Raw genomic sequence first — 18,511 nt, 5'->3', positions numbered from 1 at the left:
TCCTCGTTCGACATCGCCGGCCCTCCTACTTCTGGTCCTTCCCGGCGGCCATCTCGCCCCGGACGTCGGCGGCCATGAGGTCCTCCTTCGCGCCGGAGACCTCCAGGATCTGGTCGAACAGCGCCAGCGTCTCCTGGACCTCCTCGGGCGGGATGCGCCGGATGGCGAAGCCCACGTGGTTGAGCACGTAGTCGCCCACCTGCACCGGCTCGTCCACGATGTCGAGGCGGAGCGACTTGCGCACGCCGAAGAAGTCCACCGTGGCGTCGAGCCCGTCGATGGCGATGACCTTCCCTGGAACCCCGAGGCACATGTCTTCCGTCTCCTCCACCGGCCGGCGCTAGGCGCGGGCCACCGCGTCGGCGACCACCGCCTGGCCGAGCGCGATCCCGCCGTCGCCGGGCGGCACCTCGCCGTGCTGGTATACCGCGAACTCTCCCTCCAGCCGCGCGCGGATCGCCTCCGCGAGCCGCGCGTTCTGGAAGCAGCCGCCGGTCAGCACCACCGGCAGCCGCCCGGCCCGGCGCGCCGCCCGCCGGACCTGCTCGGCGCCGGCCGCGGCGAGCGCCGCGTGGAAGCGCGCCGAGATCTCCCCGGCCGGCCGGGCCGCCAGGACGTCCGCCGCGAGCGCGCGCCACAGCGGGCGCAGGTCGAGCGCCTCCACCGGTCCGGACGCGTCGAGGTCGAACGGGTAGGGCGGCGCCTCGTGGCCGTGCGCGGCCGCGTCGAGCGCGAGCGCCAGCTGCCCCTCGAAGCGCGCCGACGGGCGGCACAGCGCGAGCGCGCCGGCGGCGTCGAAGGCGCGCCCGGCCCCGTGGGCGGGCGGCGCGTTCAGGCCGGCGGCGAGCATGCGGCGGACCACGTCCAGCTCCCGCGCCGGCACCCCCGCGAACAGGGGGAGGCGGTCGAGCGGGGCGTCCTCGCCGAACGCGTCGAGCAGCGCCGCGAGCGCGATGCGCCAGGGATCGCGGATGGCGCGGTCGCCGCCCGCCAGCGCCACCGGCCGGAAGGTGGCGAGCCGCTCGAAGCGCGCCGCCTCGGCGAGCAGGAGCTCCCCGCCCCAGGACGCGCCGTCGGCGCCGAGCCCGGTGCCGTCCCAGCACAGCGCCAGGACCGGGCCCTCGAGGCCGTGCTCGGCCATGCAGGCGGCGGCGTGCGCGTGGTGGTGCTGGACCTCGACGAGCGGCAGCGAGGCCGCCTTGGCCCGCTCGCGCGCCCAGCGCGTGGAGAGGTAGAGCGGGTGGAGGTCGCAGGCGAGCAGCTCGGGGCGGAAGGCGAGGAACGCCTCCAGCCGCGCCACCGCCGCCTCGAACGCGCCGTAGGTCTCGAGGCCGTCGAGGTCGCCCACGTGCGGGCCCAGGGTGGCCTCGTCGCCCCGCGCCAGGCAGCAGGCGTTCTTGAGCTGCGCGCCCGCCGCCAGCACCGGGCGGGCGAAGCGCCGGGCGGTGCGCACCGGGCGCGGCACGAACCCGCGGCTGCGGCGCATGACCAAGGGCCGCCCCGCCACCACCCGCGCCACCGAGTCGTCGGCGCGAGGCGATGGGCCGGTCGTGGACCAGGAACAGGTCGGCGATGCCGCCGAGCCGCGCCAGCGCGTCCTCGTCCTCGAAGGCGATGGGCTCGTCGGAGAGGTTCGCGCTCGTCATCACCAGCGGCACGCCGGCGTCGGCGAGCAGCAGGTGGTGGAGCGGCGCGTACGCCAGCATGAGCCCGACGATGGGGCTGCCGGGCGCGAGCTCCGGGGCGAGCGCCGCGCCGGGCCGCCGGCGGCAGAGCACGATGGGACGCTCGGGGGCGGCGAGCAGCGCCGCCTCGTCCGGCGAGAGCTCGGCGAGCGCCCGCGCGGCCTCGAGGTCCGCCACCATGACCGCGAGCGGCTTCTCCTCGCGGCGCTTCCGCTCGCGCAGCGTCCGCACCGCGGCGGGCGCGCTCGCGTCGCACGCGAGGTGGTACCCGCCGAGCCCCTTCACCGCGGCGACGCCGCCGGAGCGCAGGAGCGCGGCGCACTCGCGGATCGGGTCGGCGGAGGGCGCGGCGCGCCGGCGGCGTCCCGCAGCGCGACGCGCGGGCCGCACACGGGGCACGCGTTCGGCTGCGCGTGGAAGCGCCGGTCGAGCGGGTCGCCGTACTCGCGCGCGCAGGCCGGGCACATCCGGAAGCCGGCCATGGTGGTGGCGGGCCGGTCGTAGGGGACGCCCAGCGCGATGGTGAAGCGCGGGCCGCAGGCGGTGCAGTTCGTGAAGGGGTAGCGGTGGCGGCGATCGGCGGGGTCGCGCAGCTCGCCGAGGCACTCGGGGCAGGTGGCGAGGTCCGGCGGGATGGCCACCCGCCGCTCGGCCGCCCCGCCGCTCTCCACGATCTCGAAGCGCGCCGCCGGCTCGGCGGGGATGGGCTCGGCGCGCAGCGCGGCGATGGAGGCGGCGGGCGGGCGGTCGCTCACCAGGCGGGCCTGGAACGCGTCCAGCGCGGCGCGCGGGCCGAACGCCTCGATGGTCACGCCGGCCGCATCGTTGCGGACGCGGCCGGTCACGCCGGTCTGGTGCGCCAGCCGGTAGACGAACGGCCGGAAGCCGACGCCCTGCACCGTGCCGCTCACGGCGATCCGCCGCCCCTCGCCGGAGCGATCCGGCCCGCCGTCTGTGGTCCGCTGCGTGGTCATGCGGAGCGGCGCGTGCGCCTGGGCCTTCCGTGCTGGGGCGGCGCGAGCTTACCGCCGCGCCTTTCGCCGCCGCAACGCGGGGCGGCCACCCGGTGGATCAACGTCCGTTTGCCCGGCGCGCATTCCCTGCGGCGCGCCCGGCGCTATCCGGCCCGGCCCTTCTCCCACCACAGGTCCGGCTCGGCCGGCGGGTCGCGGGGCCGCGGCGCGACGCCCAGCGCCCGCAGCTCGGACAGCACCTGCTCGACCGCCGCCGGCACCGCGGCCTGCACCGAGGGCGAGAGCGCGCAGCCGAGGTCGGTCCGCTCCGCCACCACGCCCACCAGGCGCACCGTGGCCGGGCACACGCCCATGAACTCGGCGTTCATGACCGCCTCGCGCAGCCCGGGCTCGTGCGGGCTCACCGCCAGCACCGGCGAGCGCTTCACCAGGTCCTCGCGCGAGTAGGTCCGCAGCTCGCCCGGCGCGGCGCGCGCCTTGACCGCGTCCACCAGGACGGCCGCGTCGAGGCCGGCGAAGTAGGCGGTGAGGTCGAGGCCGGGCGTGCCGGCGTCCACCACCTCGACGCCCGGCAGCTCCCAGCGGGCCTCCAGCACCTTCACCACGTACGGCCCGACGGCGTCGTCGCCGGTGAGCACGTTGCCGATGCCGAAGACCGCGATGCGCGCCACCCGAGCCTCCTCCCCGCCGCGGCGGGGCTCCCGAAAAGGCCGATCCCGTCCCCGGCGGTCGAGGACGGGATCGGATGTACCACCCGACGCGGGCTACAGCACCTTCACCCGGGCGATCTCGTCACCCTCGGCGTCCACGGTGTGGATGGCGCAGGCGAGGCACGGGTCGAACGAGTGGATGGTGCGGAGCGCCTCGAGCGGCAGCTTCGGGTCGGCGATGGGGTTGCCGACGAGCGACTTCTCGTAGGGGCCAAGGGCGCCGCTCGCGTCGCGCGGGCCGGCGTTCCAGGTCGAGGGCACGACGCACTGGTAGTTCTTCAGCTTCATGCCCTTCTTGTCGGCCTCGATCACGCACCAGTGCGAGAGCGTGCCGCGCGGCGCCTCGTGGAAGCCGACGCCCTTGTAGATGCCGGGCTTCAGGTTCGCCATCGGGTCCACCCAGATGCGCGTGTCGCCCTTGCCGATGTTCTCGACCAGGAGCTTCCACTGCTTCTGAGCCATCTCGGCCATCATGGCCGCGCGGATGGCGCGGGCCGCGTGACGGCCGAGCGTCGAGTGGAGGTGCGCCGGGGTGAGGTCGATCTTGTGGATCGCCTTCACCGCGCCGATGGCCGCGGTGGCCCACCGGGTGGTGGGCTCGTGGCCGGAGGCGAGGCCCACCAGCACGCAGGCGAGCGGCCCGACCTGCACCGGCTTGCCCTCGAGGCGCGGCGCCTTCACCCAGGTGTAGCGGTCGGGCGCGGGCGTCTCGTGCTTCCACTCGCCGGCGAACTTCGGCTTGTCGTCCTCCTCCCACGGGCCCTTCGCCCAGGCGCCGTCGTAGTGGGCGTGCGCGATCGACTCCGTCACGTTCTGCTTCAGGTAGTCGTCGTTCCAGCCCGCCAGCTTGTGCGCCAGCTCGAGCTTGCCGTTCCAGAGCACGCCGCCCGGGATGTCGAACTTCGACATCTTCTCGTCCAGCGGGAGCTCGGGCACCGAGAGGTAGTTCGTCACGCCGGCGCCGTACTTGAACCAGTCCGGGTAGAAGCCGCCGATGGCGGCCACGTCGGGCAGGTAGCACTGCTGCACGAAGGTGGCGACCTCGTCGATGAGGGTCTTCACCTGGTACAGCTTCTCCATGTTCAGCGCGGCCGGGCTGTCCAGGTTGATGGCGTTGGCCACGCCGCCCACCGCCAGGTTCTGGATGTTCGGCGTCTTCGAGCCGAGGATCGCCACCGCCATGTTGGCCTTGCGCTGGATCTCCAGCGCCTGGAGGTAGTGCGCGACCGCGAGCAGGTTCACCTCCGGCGAGAGCTTCATCGCCGGGTGGCCCCAGTAGCCGTTGGTGAAGATGCCCATCTGGCCGGCCTTCACGAAGCCCTCGAGGCGCGCCTTCACCGCCGCGAGCTCGTGCTTCGAGTTGCCCGGCCAGCTGGAGATCGACTCGGCGAGCTGCGCCGCCTTCACCGGGTCGGCCTTCAGGGCGCTGGTCACGTCCACCCAGTCCAGCGCGGACAGCTGGTAGAAGTGGACGATGTGATCGTGCAGCGTGTGCGCCGTGACGATCAGGTTGCGGATGAGCTGCGCGTTCAGCGGGATCTCGAGGCCGAGCGCGTTCTCCACGCTGCGCACCGAGGCGATCGCGTGCACGGTGGTGCACACGCCGCAGATGCGCTGGGTGAAGATCCAGGCGTCGCGGGGATCGCGGCCCTGGAGGATGGTCTCGATGCCGCGCCACATGGTGCCCGAGGACCATGCGTTCTTGACCGCGCCCCCGTCGACCTCGACGTCGATGCGGAGGTGACCCTCGATGCGCGTGACCGGGTCGATGGTGATGAGCTTGCTCATTTAGGCACCCCTCAGTGGCCGGAAGCGGCCCGGACCTCGCCGCGGCCGATCGTGGACTTCTTCCCCTGGTCGACGACGACGACGGGGAACAGACGGGAGATGAAGACGAAGATGGCCATGCCGATGGCGGCCATGCCGATGGTGACGACCGTCTCGCCGACGGACGGGAAGTAGTCCCACCCCGCGGCGATGGACTTGCCGTCGGCGGTCCAGCCGGCCGGCCGGTACATGGTCATGTACGTGTCGGCGCGGTAGACGGCGCCGGCGAGCACGGCCAGGAGCGCGGCGCCGAACAGCTTGCCGCGGTTCCGCTGCACGCCGGGCATGACGAACATGACGGCCGGCGCGATGAACAGCGCCATCTCCACCAGGAACAGGAAGGTGGGGAAGTCGGCGCCGAGGAACCTGAGCTTGCCGTGCAGCACGATGTCGCCGAGGCGGAGCACCACGTACAGCAGCAGGAAGCCCGCGTTCACCTTCGACATGCTGGCGAACAGCGCCTGGTCCTGCTTCGCGTTCCAGTTCAGCCGCAGGATGTTCACCAGCACCACCACCGCGCCGTAGCCCATCGACAGGCAGGACACGAGGAAGAGCGTGGGGAGCAGCGCGGTGTGCCAGAACGGGTGGAGCTTCGGGCCGGCGATGAGGTACAGGCCGCCCAGCGAGCTCTGGTGCATGGTGGGGAGCAGGATGGCGAGCGCGATGATGTACGGCATCGCCTTCGCCATGCGCGCGCCCCAGCGCTTCCCGATGGCGGACCACCTGGGTGACTTGCTCTGGGCGGCGCCGTCGAAGATCGCCGGCAGCACCTCGATCCAGAGGACCATCACGTACATCATCACGCAGACCGCGACCTCGAGGAGCGCGGAGCTGAGGTTCCACCACGGGACGATGGGCAGCGTCACCGCGTTCCAGTAGCGGCCCAGCGCGATCATGATCGAGCTGCCGCCCAGCGTGTACGCGATGGCGCCGAGCAGCACCGCCGGCCGCACCAGGCCGTGGTACTGGCCCTTGTTGAGCAGGTAGCAGAGGAGCCCGACGCCGTAGGCGCCGGCGCCGATGCCGGTGAAGACGACGACGTTGATCGGCTCCCAGATGCCCCAGGTGAAGCCGTCGGTCATGTTGGAGACCGAGCCGATCCCCGTGACGAACCGGTAGGCCATCACCAGGGCGGAGACGCCGAAGACGGCGAGCAGGACCTTCATGAGGGGGTCGAAGAGCTTCCCGATGGCCTGCGGGTGGTCGTGGCCGCTCATCGCTTGCCCTCCTCGCCGTGCTCGGCGGCCTCTTCCTTCTTCTTGTTGCGGTTGATGACGAAGGCCATCGCCGCGTACAGCGCGATCGGCGTCACGCCGTACAGGTACGGCGCGTGCGAGACGCTCTCCGAGAACTCCGCCTGCGAGCGCTCGGGGAGGTCGGGCAGGCCGAGGTCGTGGAACTGCACCCCGGCGGCGGCGAGGTACAGCACCTGCGTGCCGCCGCCGTCGTGCTCGCCGTAGACGTGCGGGTTGTAGCGCTGCGGGGCGGCGGCGACGCGCCGCTTCGCCTCGGCGAGCAGGTCCTTGCGGTAGCCGAAGATCACCGCCTCGCGCGGGCAGACCTCGCAGCAGGCGGGGTTCGCGACCGCGAGCGGGCCGGACTTCTGCTCGTCGCGGCGGTGCCGGCACAGCTCGCACTTCACGATGGCGGGGAACGCCTCGAACCACTCGAACTTCGGGACGTTGAAGGCGCAGCCGATCTGGCAGTAGCGGCAGCCGACGCAGGTCCACTTGTCCCAGAGGACGATGCCGGTGCCCTTCTTCTCGCCCTTGAAGTCGCGCTTCCCCTCGCCCTCCTTGTGCAGCGCGCCCAGCATGCAGACGGACACGCAGGAGGGATCCACGCAGTGCATGCACTGCTGCTTCATGTAGTGCTGCGTGTCGCCGGCGGGGAACGCCTTGATGACGTTCTTGGTGGTGCTGTTCAGGTCGTTCGGCGCGTCGTAGACGCCGCCGTTCGCCTCCACCTTGTCCTCGGGGAGCTTGTTCGACACCTTGCAGGCGCTCTGGCAGGCGCGGCAGCCCACGCACAGCGTCGAGTCGAACAGCATGCCCACCGCGTCGGGGAGCGGCTCGATCTCGTGCCGGGCCTCCGCCGTGGCCGGGATGGCGACGGCGGCTCCCGCGGCGACCGCTCCCTTGAGCAGGTCTCGTCGAGAGATGGTCATCGCCGCTACTCCTTCCCGTCTGCGTCGTCGGCGGCCGCCATCTTCCGGGAGGCCACCACGCCCGCGCCGACCAGGGCGCCGATCACCGCGCCGCCCAGGCCGACCGCGACCGGGCTGCCGCCCACCACCCCGTGCTCGGGGTGGATGGCCGGGTAGGCCATCGGGGCGGTGGGGTGCTCGATGGGCAGGTTCTGGTTGATGGGCACGTTGAAGACGATGCCCTGCTCGGTGCAGCCGACGCACGGGTGGCCGATGCCGATGGGCCACGCGCCCGGCACCTCGCAGAACGAGAGGAGCGAGCAGTTGGCGTGCGTCTGCGGTCCCTTGCAGCCGATCTTGTAGAGGCACCAGCCGTTGCGGTGGCCCTCGTCGCCGTAGGCCTGCGCGAAGCGGCCGGCGTCGAAGTGCGGGCGCCGCGGGCAGTCCTCGTGGATCACGCGGCCGTAGGCGAACGCGGGGCGGCCCTTCTCGTCCAGCTTGGGCAGCGTCCCGAACGTCGCGAACTGCAGCACGGTGCCGAGGAGGTTGTACGGGTTCGCCGGGCAGCCGGGGAGCGTCACCACCGGCTTGTTGATCCCCTTCTCCTTCAGGATCTCCGGCGCGCCCACCGCCTGCGTCGGGTTCGGCGCCGCCGACGGCACGCCGCCCCAGCTCGCGCAGGAGCCGATGCAGATCACCGCCGCGGCCTTCTCGGCGCACTCGACCAGCGACTGTACCGCGGTCTTGCCGCCGACCATGCAGTAGATGCCGTCGTCCTTCTTCGGGATCGCGCCCTCGACCACGAGCACGTAGCCGCCCGCCTTCTTCGCGGACTCGAGCGCCTCCTCGATCTGCTTGCCCGCCGCGGCGAACAGCGTCTCGTGGTAGTCCACCGAGATCAGGTCGAGCACCAGCGCGCCGACGTCCGGGTGGCTGGTCCGCAGGAGCGACTCGGTGCAGCCGGTGCACTCCTGGAAGTGGAGCCAGACGACCGACGGCTTCTTCTTGCCGACGTTCTCCGCCATCTTCTCGCCGGCCCAAGCGGGCAGGCCGACGGCGGCGGCAGCGACGCTGCACACCTTGATGAAGTCACGGCGAGAGACGCCCTTGGTCTCCGGGCCGCTGATCATCTGGGAGCCGATATTGTCCATTCCGTCCTCCGGGTGCGCGCGAGACTATCGCCCCGGATTGGAATTGCAACGCGGCAAAATTGCGGAACGAGACGGGATTCCCGGCGGCGCACGATTTGCGGACGGGCCGGTGGGACGAAGCACCGCAGGCGCGCCGGCGCGCACCGAGCGGACGCGTCCAGAATTGACCAGCGTCAACGCCGACCCGGACAGAAGCGCACGGAGACCCCGAAAAATGGCATTTCTGGACTCCGCGACGCAACATTGACCGTTCCGGTCCGATACAAAATTTGCGCGCGCTCCGGGATCGAAAAAAATCCGGCCTCGCCCCCGCGGCCGAGCGGATCCGGGGCGCAGGACCGGATCGCCGCGCACCGGGAGTGCGGGACCGGCCGGGGAGCCCGGAAAGCGTGAATTGACCATCCGTGAGCACGCGAAGCGCCAATTCCGTGGCGCGGGAAATGCCGGGACGCGGCGCGCGCCGCGCGATCAGCCCGCGCGCGCGGCGCGCCCGCCGCGCCGACCGGCGCCCGCGTCCGCGGGCGCCGCGGCCAGCGCGGCCAGGTTCTCGATGAGCTTGCGCAGCCCGGAGCGGAGCGCCGCCACCTCCGCCGGCTCCATGCCGCGGAGCGACTCGGCGTGGTAGCGCGCGGCGTCCTCGGCGACCCGGCGGGCCAGCGGCTCGCCCTTCGCGCTCAGGAACAGCCGCGTGCGGCGGCGGTCGTCGCGGTCCGGCCGCGCCTCCACCAGCTTGCGCTTCACCAGCTCGCTCACCAGGCGCGAGCCGGCCGGCGCGTCGAGCAGCATCGCCGAGGCGAGCGTCCCCGGCGCGAGCCCGGGCTCGTGCAGCAGCCAGTACAGCGCCCAGTACTGCTGCACGGTCAGCCGGTGCCGGCCCGCGCGCGGGCCGACCGCCTCGCGGATGCCCTGCCGCGCCGTGAGGACGAGCAGGCCGATGCTGGGGTCCGGGAGCGGCACGCCGCCAGTAGAGGACGGCGGCCGAGCGCAGGTCAAGGTGACCGGTCCCCGACCTCGCCGGGGCGGCCGCCCGCCCGCCCGCCCGCCGGCGCGGCCCCGGTGTAGAACAGGGACCTCCTGGAGGAGACCGCATGAACGCCGTCCGCAACCCGCTCACCTCGCTGCTCGCCTCGCTCGCCGTCCTCGCCGCCGCCGTGCCGGTCGCCGCGCGCGCCGCCGAGGCCGCGCCCCCGGGCGTCGCCGCGCTCCGCCGCGCCGAGGCCCGCTTCGCGCCGGTGGACCTGAAGGTGGATCTCTCGAAGCTGCCCGCGTCCGAGCGCACCGTCCTCGCCCGCCTGGTCGAGGCCGGCCGGATCATGGACGCGCTGTTCCTGCGCCAGGTGTGGGCCGGCAACGAGGCGCTGCTGCTCCGGCTCCTCGAGGATCGCAGCCCGCTCGGCGAGGCGCGGCTCCGGCTGTTCCTGCGCAACAAGGGGCCGTGGGATCGGCTCGAGGAGGACCGCGCCTTCCTCCCCGGCGTCCCGGAGAAGCCGCAGCAGGCGAACCTCTACCCGGCCGGCGCCACCAGGGACGAGGTGGAGCGCTGGGCCGCCGGCCTCGCGCCCGAGGAGAAGGATCGGGCCATGGGCTTCTTCACCACCGTCCGCCGCGACGCGGCCGGCAAGCTCGTGGCGGTGCCGTACAGCCTCGAGTACCAGGGCGAGCTGGCGCGGGCGGCCGCGCTGCTGCGCGAGGCGGCCGCGGCGACCCAGGACGCCGGGCTGCGCGCCTTCCTCGAGGCGCGCGCGGCCGCGTTCGTCGGCAACGCCTACCGCGACTCCGACGTGGCCTGGATGCGCCTCGACTCCGCGGTGGAGCCGACCATCGGGCCGTACGAGGTGTACGAGGACGGCTGGTTCAACGCCAAGGCGGCGTTCGAGGCGTTCATCGGCGTGCGGGACGAGGCCGAGACCAGGAAGGTGGCCCGCTTCGCCGCCGAGCTGCAGGGCATCGAGGACGCGCTGCCCATCGACGCGGCCTTCAAGAACCCGAAGATCGGCGCGCTCGCGCCCATCCGCGTGATCAACCAGATCTACGCCGGCGGCGACGCGGCCAAGGGCGTGCAGACCGCGGCCTACAACCTGCCCAACGACGAGTGGGTCACGAAGACCATGGGGTCGAAGCGGGTGATGCTGAAGAACGTGCAGGAGGCGAAGTTCCAGAAGGTGCTGCTGCCGGTGGCGAGGCGGCTGCTCTCGCCGGCGGACCGGGCCCACGTCGCGTTCGACCCGTTCTTCACGCACATCCTCATGCACGAGCTGGTGCACGGGCTCGGCCCGCACCACGCCACCGTGGACGGCCAGGAGGTCACGGTCCGCGCCGCGCTGGCGGAGACCTACAGCGCGCTCGAGGAGGCGAAGGCCGACGTGGCGGGGCTGTTCGCGCTGGAGAAGCTGCTCGACGACGGCAAGCTCGACCGCCGCATGCGCGACACGCTCTACCCCACCTTCCTGTGCGGCGCGTTCCGGTCGATCCGCTTCGGGCTGAACGAGGCCCACGGCAAGGGGATGGCCATCCAGATCAACTGGCTGCTCGACCACGGGGCGATCGTGGCGCGCAAGGACGGGACCTTCGCGGTGGACGGCGCGAAGATGCGCGGCGCCATCGCCGGGCTCACGCGCGAGATCATGACCATCCAGGCGAAGGGCGACCGCGCCGCGGCGAAGGCCATGCTGGAGAAGCTGGGCGTGGTGCGGCCCGAGGTGGCCCGCGCGCTCGCGCGCATCGAGGACCTGCCGGTGGACATCGCGCCCCGGTTCGTCACGGCCGACGCGCTCACGGCGCGGTAGCCGCGCCGCGGAGGGCCGCTCCCGCCGGTGAGGGCGAGAGCGGCCCGGTGCGGTGCGTCCGCCCGCGGGGCGGGGCGCAGCCCCGTCAGAACGCGTACTGCAGGTTCGCGTACAGCGTCCGCCCCGGCTCCGGCACCTTCACGCCGGCCGCGAACGGATCCCGCAGGTACGACAGGTGCTCGGCGTAGGTCTTGTCGAGCAGGTTGCGCACGCCCAGGAACGCCTTCAGCCCGCGCCACTCGGCGCCGGCGCGCAGGTTCGTGATGAACCACGCCGAGGTGGGCCGCTCGCCGAGCGCCGGGTCCACCCGGTCCTGCCGCGCCGCCCACTGCTCCTCCGCCTCGGCGAAGAAGCGCCCGTCGTCCCACCGCAGCGACGCGCTCGCGCGCAGCGGCGGGATCTCGGCGAGCGGCGTCCCGGCGGTCTCGTTGCGGGCCCACACGTACGCGACCGCCGCGCCGGCGTAGAGCCGCAGCGGCAGCGCCAGCCGCGCCGAGGCCTCGCCGCCCACCCGGCGCGCGCTGACGCCGGCGTAGGTCTTGGCCGTCGCGCCGCTCGGCAGCGCGAGCGGCACCAGCGTGATCTCGTCGGCGAGCCAGGCGTGGAACACCTGCGCCTTCGCGAGCAGCCGGTCGGCGGTGAAGCGCAGCCCCGCGTCCAGCTCGTCGCTGCGCGTGGGGCGCAGCGACGGATCGCCCACCCACGCCGGCTTGCCCATCAGGCCGGCGAGCGCCATGTAGCGCTCCTGCGGATCCGGCAGGCGCGTGCCGTGGCCGTACCCGGCGAACACGGTCAGGCCGCGCGCCGCGTCCCAGTCGAGCTGGACGTTGCCGGCGAGGAGCAGGTCGGTGCGCAAGCGCTCCGGCGAGCTGTCCGGCCGCCAGGTGGCGTAGAAGTCGCGCCGGTCCACGCCGGCGTAGGACTCGGCCACGTCGAGGCGCGCGCCGGCGGTGGCGCGCACCGACGGCGCGAGCGCGCGGCGCAGCTCGGCGTAGACGCCGCCGGTGGTCTGGGTGACGTCGGGGATCGACGCCTCCCCGACGTACGGCTGGCCGGGCATGGCCCGCCGCACGCGGATGGTCTCGTTGTCCCAGTTGCGGACGACGAGGTCGGCCCCGATCCTCGCCTCGAGCGCCGCGCCGGCGCCGCCCAGGCCGGCCTCCAGCTTCGCGCCCAGCGTGCGCGTGCGCGCCTCGGTGCGCATCGACCAGGCCTCGGCGAGCCCGCCGGCGCAGGCGGCCGGGTCCGCCGCGGAGCTGCAGCGATCGCGGTCGTCCATGTCGTGCGCCACCCGCGTCCAGTAGAGCTGCGCCCGCGCCGAGGCGAGCGGCCCGAGCGCGCCGGCGCGCCAGGTCGCGTTCACCCGGTCGGTGTCGTCCCGGATGCCGTCCATGAGCAGGTACGGGTAGAGGACGTCGTCCGCCTCCTGGCGCGTGTAGCCGAGCTCGAGCTGCTGCCCCTCCGCCGGCACCAGGCCCACCTTGGCCCAGCCGCTCCGGACGTCGTACGCGGTCTGGTGATCCGAGGTGTCCCGGTAACGGCCGGTGCTCGTCGCCGGGATGACCTCGGTGATGTTCCGCCCGTCGCCGGCGAGGTACGGGTCGCTCCGCTTGAACGCGCCGCCCAGCAGCAGCGAGGCGCGCCCGCCGCCGTACGACGCGACGGCGCTGCTCTCCGTCGCGCCGAACGAGCCCGCGCCCAGGTTCACCTCGGCGCCCGGGCCCGGGCGCGCGCCGCGGGTGCGCACGTCCACCACGCCGCCGAGCCCGCCCGGCTGGCTCACGTCGAACGGCCCGCGCCGCACCTCCACCCCGTCCACCTCGGCCCAGTCGAGGTGGAACGCGGGCGGGTCCATGCGCGACGGGCAGGCGCCGTGCGTGCGCGTGCCGTCCACCAGCACGTTCACGTCGTCCCGCTTCAGGCCGCGCAGCACCACGTCGCTCGCGATCCCCGCCTTGCGGACCTTGCCGACGCCGAGCCCCTGCTCGAGCGCCTCGCCCAGGTCCCGGGCCGGCGTCTCGCGCACCTCGCGGACCTCCAGCCCGTCGGCGCGCGGCTCGCGCCGCGACTTCACCACGATCTCCTCCAGCAGCACCTCGGTCCGCGGCTCCGCCGCGGGCTCCTCCGCCGCGCCGGGCGCGGGGAGGAGCGTCAGCGCGGCCACGAGCCGCGCGAGCTTCCAGTTCCTGGACATCGGTCCTCCGGACAGACGGGTACACGTCCGCCGCGCGCACGCCGGCTCGCGCCGGCGGCCGCGGCCGCAGGTTCACGCTTCGTGATGGTGCGGGGCGCGCCGGTTCAGCAGGCGCGCGCGGCGGGCGGCCTCGGCGGCGGCACGGCGGGGCGCGGCGCCCGCTCCGGCGCGATCGCGGCCGGGGCCGGGCACGTGCTGCGCCACTCCGCCAGCGCGAGCGCCGGCCGGGCGGGCACCGAGAACGGATCCAGCGCGCCGGGGGCGGCCAGCCCGCCCTCCGGATCGCCGCAGGTCGGCAGGAGGCCCGGCAGCGCCGCGCGCCGCGCCTGCGCCTCCTCCTGCGCCGCCGCCCGGCGGGCCGCGTCGCGGTGGCAGGGGGGCAGGTCCTCGGGCCGGGCCGTCCTCCGGGCCCGGCGCGCCTGGGCGTTGCAGATCGCGCAGGCGCAGAGGTGATCCTCGCCGTGGGCGCGGCACGAGCACCGGTGCGGCCCGGAGACGGGCCGGTCCGGCAGCAGGCGCACGCCGCCCGAGAGCGCCAGCGCGAGGAGCGCGGCGGCGACGCGGGCGGCGGGGCGGCCGGCGGCGGCGGCGAGCATGGACCTGCCACTCTCGCGGCCGGGGCGGCCGGACGCAAGGTCCGTGGTTGCCGCGCGACGATGCGCCCCCGCCTGGGGGCGGGTTCACGCACCGTGCAGCGTGCCGCCTACGCGGGCCGCTCGCCGGCCGCGGGGGCCTTCGGCGGCGGGGGCGCGGGCCTCTTCCGCGCCGGCGCCTTCTTCCCCGGCTTCGCGCCGTCGGGCTTCGCGGGCGGGGACGGCGTGGCCGGTGCCGCGGCCGGCGCGGGGGCGGCCGCGGGCACGGGCTGGGCGGCGGGCGCCTCGACCGCCGGCTTCGCGGCGCCGGGCGCGGCCGGGGCCGGCGCCGGGCCGAGCAGCGCCAGCCGGCGCTGCGCGAGCGTGTGCGGGGCGGTGGGATCCTGCGGATCCGGCGCCACCCGCGCGTAGGCGGCGCGCGCCGCCTCGGGCACGCCCCAGGCCTCGGCGATCCGGCCGAACACGAACCAGTCCGCCGGCTCGAGCGCGTCGCCGCCCACGTCCAGCGAGCGCAGGAACACCTCGCGGGCCTCCGCCGGCTGGCCGCTCGCGGCGTAGATGGCGGCGAGCGTGTTGAGCGACGGGTGGTTCTGCCCGCGCTCGCCCTCCACCGCGCGCCGGGCCCAGTCCAGCGCGTCCTTGCCGGGCGTGGCGCGGAACAGCTCCAGCCAGGCCGCGTTGTTGAGCACGAGCGGGCTCGCCTTGCCGCCGTCGATGAGCCGCCGGAACGCCTTCGCCGCCTCGTCCACGTTGCCGGCCCCGAGCCGCAGGTTGCCGAGCAGCCCGAGCACGTCGGGATCGTCGGGCAGGCGCTGCAGCACGCCGGCGGCGAGCGCCTCCAGCTCGGCGGGGCGCTTCAGCTCGGCGAGCGCCACGGCCCCGAGCGCGAACGCCTCGCGCGAGGCCGGGTCGTCCTGGAGCAGCTCGCGCGCGACGCGGAGCTGGTCCTCGCGCTTGCCGGCGGCGCGGTACGCCTGCGCCAGCGCGAAGCCGAGCGCCCGGCGCTCGGCGGGATCGGTCGCCTGCCCGCGCGCCTCGGAGAGGGTGGCGATGGATCGCCCGGCCTCGTCGGCCCAGGCCAGCACCGCCGCGGCGGCGCGCCGCACCTCGGGCGCGCCGACCTCGGCCCCCGGCCGCCACAGCCGCGCCAGCACGCCGGCCGGGGTGGACGGATCCGACTCCGCCCCGGGGAGCGTCTCGCGGGCCCAGTCGAGCCAGCGGCGCGCGCCGGCGAGGTCGCCCGCGGCGGCCAGCCGGAGCGCCTCGGCGCCGAGGATGGGCCAGGCGGTGTCGGTGGCGAGCACCTTCGGCTCCTTGCCCTCCCGCACCACGAACACGGCCGAGCGGCCATCACCCGGGGTGAACGGGAACTGGACCCGGACCCGGACCGCGGCGCGGGGATCGCCGTCCTCCAGCAGCTCCACCCGCGAGAGCACCAGGTCGAGCAGCACGTCCGGCGGGATCCCCTGCTCGTGCAGGGAGCGGCGCGCGCCGGCGATCGGCCCGCCCAGGCCCTGGTCGGCGATCCGCGCCAGCTCCGGCCCCAGCCGCGCGCGGGCCACCATGCCCGGCAGCTCGCGGGCCGGCTCCGGCGAGCGGATCGCCGCCACGAACAGGCGCTTCACCAGCCGCGCCGCCTCGCTGCCCTGCGGCGCGAGCGTCTCCCACGGCTTCAGCCCCTGGAACAGGTCGGCCTGCTGGCGGATCTCGGCCGCGTTGGGCGCGCCCTGCGCCGCCGCGCCGGCGAGCGCCGCGGCGGGCGCGTAGCTGCGGCGCCCCACCATCAGGCGGGCGGCGTCGCGGAGCGCGTCGCGGCGCCCGTCGCCCATGCCGCGCGACTCCTCCTCGGCGGCCGGCGCGCCCCGCTGCATCGCCACCGCGGCGAGGAGGAGCCCGTCGCGCTCGCGCCCGCGCGGCATGTCGCGCGCGAGCTTCTCGGCGCCGGCGTCGCGGCCGGCGTCGAACAGCGTGCGCAGGTAGGGGCCGTCGAAGGCCTGCTCGTGGAGGTCGGAGCGGATGGCCTCGTACTCCTCGATGGCCTCACCGATGGTCGCCGCGGGCGCGCCGTTCGCCTCGCGCGCGAGCAGCTCGGCGAGCGCGGCCCGGCCGCCGGCGTGGTCCGGGTCGAGGTCCTTCGCCTTCCGGTACGCGGCGAGCGCGCCGGCGCGATCGTGGCCCGGCCCCTGGTAGCGGCCCACCGCGTCGTGCTGCAGGATCCACCCCAGGATGCGGTGCGCCCAGGCGCTGTCCGGCTCGAGCGCGATGGCCTGGCGGACCTCCGCCGCGGCCTGCTCGGAGAACCCGAGCCGCACCAGCGCGGCCGCGAGCTGGACGTGGTGGAGCGCCTCCTTCGGATGGAGCGCCGCGAGCCGGCGCATCTCGCCGAGCGCCTCCGGCACCTTGCCGGCCGCGAGGAGGGCGGCGGCGGTCCGGTCGAGCGCGACGGTGGGCGAGCTGCCGCGCACCACCTCGCGGGCGCGCTTGCCGAGCCTGGCCGCGTCCGCCGCCGACAGGCGGCGGCCGCCGGTGTCGAACCGGAAGGTGGCGGTCACCGTGCCGTCCGGCTCGCGCGCGTACGCCTGCGCGTAGGTGGCCGGGCCGAAGCGCTCGGTGGTGCTCGCCGGCAGCGGGCGGGGCTCGAAGCCGTCCGGCACGTGGATGCGGTAGGTCACCTCCCACTGGTACGGCACGACCAGGAGCAGGTCGGCGGTGCGCTTCGCCGGCGGGGCCGCGCCGTGGCCCTCGGGATCGCCGGTGAGGAAGCCCGGGAGCGCGTCGAACACCTGGTCGGGCGTGACCGGCAGCTCCGCCTCGTCGTCGGCGGTGCGGACCGCGTCCGTGTCCTTCGCGTCCACCACCAGCCGCAGCGGCGCCGACGGATCGTCCAGCCCCTCGGTGGTGGCGGCGAGGACCTCCGCGGCGCGGAGCACCTCCTTCGCGTAGTGCTCGGCCACCTCGTCGCGCCGCTCCGGCGGGATCCGCTCGCGGAACGCGCGCTCGGTCGCGGCCAGCGCGCCCACCAGCTCGCGCGTCTCGCGGATCCGCCCGCGCCCGCTCTCGGCCATGAACAGCTCGCGCACGATGCGCACCCGGTTGTCCGCCGCGCCGCGCTCCGGCGTGCGGACCAGCTCGCGGCCGCCGGGCGTCACCAGCGCCAGCCGCCCCTCCACCGCGGGCGGCAGCACGCCGGGAGGCGTGTACGGGTCGGTCGCGTCCACCCAGATGGCCGGCGAGCCCTCCACCCGCACCACCACGTGGTCGAACTGCGAGATGCCGGGCAGCTCCGGGTTCACCTCGTGCCAGTCGGTGCGCACCAGCGCCAGGCGCGCGTCGTGGCCGGCGGCGCGCAGCATGCCCGCGACCAGGAGCGACAGGTCCTTGCAGTCGCCGTAGCGCCGCTTCAGCACCTCGTCCGGCGCGGCCGGCACCAGCGCCGCCTCGCCCAACTCGAGCCCGGTGTAGCGCACGTTGCGGTGGACCCAGGCCACCACGCGGCGCACCGCCTCGGCGCGGTCCGGCGCCTTGCCCGCGCCGAGCGCCTCCCGCGTCGCCGCGGCGAGATCGCTGCCCGCGAGCTGGCGCTCCCACGAGGCCGCGTAGCGCGCGGACACGTCCGCCCAGGAGCGCCCCCAGCCGAAGGCCAGGTAGGGCGCGGGCGGCGTGTCGCGGGGCGCGCCCGGCTCCACCGCGGTCCAGCCCGGCACGTCGCGGCGGTCGATCACCAGCCGCCGCTCGCCGCGATCCTTCGTCTCCCTGGGCGCCGCGTCGGTCCCGCGCACCACCCAGCGCAGCGGGAGCTCGGCGGGCGCGGCCACCTCGACGCGGATGCGCCGCGCCGGCAGCGCCTGCGCCAGGAAGAAGCGCGCGCTCGTGCCGCCGTCGAAGCTGGGCGCGGTGTCGCGGACGACGATCAGCTCCTCGACGAGCGAGCCGGCCCGCACCGCCGGCAGCGGCCCGGCCACCACGCGCCGGTCGGAGTACATGAGGTCGGCGCGGTCGGCGACGCCCTGCTCGGTGAGCGTGGACGGGTCGAGCTCGTGCACCTCGCCCTGGGCGGTGATCACGCGGGCCCGCAGCTCCGGCCGCGCCTGCTGCCAGGGCGCGTAGGACCGCTCCACCCGCGACCAGCTCCGCGCCGCCTCGGCGGTGAGGAGCCGGAACACCAGCCGGTGCTCGAGCGTGAGCGCGCCGCGCGCGTCGTAGCGGAACCGGCCCTCCTCCAGCAGCACGTCCACCCCGGCCGCCTTGGGCGGCGCGAGCGCCTGCGCGGCGGCGAGCATCGCCTTCGGATCGGCGGAGAACGGCGCGCCCTCCCACGGCGCGTCGGCGGCGCCGGCGCGAGCGGCGAGGAGGGACAGGCTCGCGGCGGCGAGCGCGGGGAGGAGACGGAGGGTCATGTGGGACGCACCGGTGCTGGGGGTCCCTCATTGTGGAGGAGACCCGCC

13 protein-coding genes and 1 pseudogene are annotated in these 18,511 nt (G+C 75.0%); 1 reads left to right on the top strand and 13 read right to left on the bottom strand.

The genetic code is table 11. The features are described from left to right. Nucleotides 1-25 precede the first annotated feature (25 nt). The 10 genes and pseudogenes from ACOQFB_RS18860 to ACOQFB_RS18815 all read right to left on the bottom strand — a co-directional run bounded on the left by ACOQFB_RS18860 (nt 26) and on the right by ACOQFB_RS18815 (nt 9,450). Nucleotides 26-331 carry a HypC/HybG/HupF family hydrogenase formation chaperone gene (locus tag ACOQFB_RS18860; protein WP_237757829.1) on the bottom strand — a complete coding sequence of 102 codons (306 nt, stop codon included), beginning with the start codon at nt 329-331 and terminating at the stop codon, nt 26-28. A gap of 9 nt (nt 332-340) precedes the next feature. Then, nucleotides 341-1,486, bottom strand: a complete 1,146-nt coding sequence (locus ACOQFB_RS18855) for a Kae1-like domain-containing protein (RefSeq protein WP_494492316.1) — start codon at nt 1,484-1,486, stop codon at nt 341-343. 106 nt (nt 1,487-1,592) lie between these two features. After that, nucleotides 1,593-1,970 (bottom strand): annotated as a pseudogene (locus ACOQFB_RS18850) (Sua5/YciO/YrdC/YwlC family protein); the annotation flags it as partial. Continuing rightward, entirely contained in the window at nt 1,967-2,659 is a 693-nt protein-coding gene (locus ACOQFB_RS18845) for an acylphosphatase (protein ID WP_494492315.1), read from the bottom strand. The gene ACOQFB_RS18845 and the pseudogene ACOQFB_RS18850, both read right to left, overlap by 4 nt. A gap of 143 nt (nt 2,660-2,802) precedes the next feature. Next, nucleotides 2,803-3,330 carry a hydrogenase maturation protease gene (locus ACOQFB_RS18840; protein ID WP_059436611.1) on the bottom strand — a complete coding sequence of 176 codons (528 nt, stop codon included), beginning with the start codon at nt 3,328-3,330 and terminating at the stop codon, nt 2,803-2,805. 93 nt (nt 3,331-3,423) lie between these two features. After that, nucleotides 3,424-5,157 carry a nickel-dependent hydrogenase large subunit gene (locus ACOQFB_RS18835; RefSeq protein ID WP_059436610.1) on the bottom strand — a complete coding sequence of 578 codons (1,734 nt, stop codon included), beginning with the start codon at nt 5,155-5,157 and terminating at the stop codon, nt 3,424-3,426. Nucleotides 5,158-5,168: 11 nt separating this feature from the next. Continuing rightward, nucleotides 5,169-6,413 carry an NrfD/PsrC family molybdoenzyme membrane anchor subunit gene (locus ACOQFB_RS18830; RefSeq protein ID WP_494492314.1) on the bottom strand — a complete coding sequence of 415 codons (1,245 nt, stop codon included), beginning with the start codon at nt 6,411-6,413 and terminating at the stop codon, nt 5,169-5,171. Then, the gene (gene hybA, locus ACOQFB_RS18825) at nt 6,410-7,363 is read right to left on the bottom strand and encodes a hydrogenase 2 operon protein HybA (RefSeq protein ID WP_421609084.1); all 954 of its coding nucleotides are present in this window, start codon (nt 7,361-7,363) and stop codon (nt 6,410-6,412) included. The genes ACOQFB_RS18830 and hybA overlap by 4 nt, the downstream gene beginning before the upstream one ends. A gap of 5 nt (nt 7,364-7,368) precedes the next feature. Next, entirely contained in the window at nt 7,369-8,493 is a 1,125-nt protein-coding gene (locus ACOQFB_RS18820) for a hydrogenase small subunit (protein WP_059436607.1), read from the bottom strand. A 468-nt stretch (nt 8,494-8,961) separates the two neighbouring features. After that, nucleotides 8,962-9,450, bottom strand: coding sequence for a MarR family winged helix-turn-helix transcriptional regulator (locus ACOQFB_RS18815; RefSeq protein WP_421609083.1), 489 nt, complete (start codon nt 9,448-9,450; stop codon nt 8,962-8,964). Between the two features lie 131 nt (nt 9,451-9,581). Between ACOQFB_RS18815 and ACOQFB_RS18810 the strand changes: the two genes are divergently transcribed. Then, complete coding sequence (locus ACOQFB_RS18810) at nt 9,582-11,279, top strand: DUF8614 domain-containing protein (protein WP_059439456.1); 1,698 nt, start codon at nt 9,582-9,584, stop codon at nt 11,277-11,279. Nucleotides 11,280-11,364: 85 nt separating this feature from the next. Here the strand turns inward: ACOQFB_RS18810 and ACOQFB_RS18805 are convergent, their stop codons facing one another. The 3 genes from ACOQFB_RS18805 to ACOQFB_RS18795 all read right to left on the bottom strand — a co-directional run bounded on the left by ACOQFB_RS18805 (nt 11,365) and on the right by ACOQFB_RS18795 (nt 18,463). Beyond that, nucleotides 11,365-13,473: a TonB-dependent receptor gene (locus ACOQFB_RS18805; protein WP_421609082.1), complete on the bottom strand. Its 2,109-nt coding sequence runs from the start codon at nt 13,471-13,473 to the stop codon at nt 11,365-11,367. 104 nt (nt 13,474-13,577) lie between these two features. After that, nucleotides 13,578-14,069, bottom strand: a complete 492-nt coding sequence (locus ACOQFB_RS18800) for a hypothetical protein (RefSeq protein WP_421609081.1) — start codon at nt 14,067-14,069, stop codon at nt 13,578-13,580. Between the two features lie 107 nt (nt 14,070-14,176). Further along, entirely contained in the window at nt 14,177-18,463 is a 4,287-nt protein-coding gene (locus ACOQFB_RS18795) for a DUF3857 domain-containing protein (RefSeq protein ID WP_421609080.1), read from the bottom strand. Nucleotides 18,464-18,511 lie beyond the last annotated feature (48 nt).

Origin of the sequence: Anaeromyxobacter sp. Red801, from assembly GCF_049201065.2 — a bacterium.
In the GTDB taxonomy this organism is placed as follows: Bacteria; Myxococcota; Myxococcia; order Myxococcales; family Anaeromyxobacteraceae; genus Anaeromyxobacter.
This window is presented reverse-complemented; position numbering and strand designations above follow the sequence as displayed.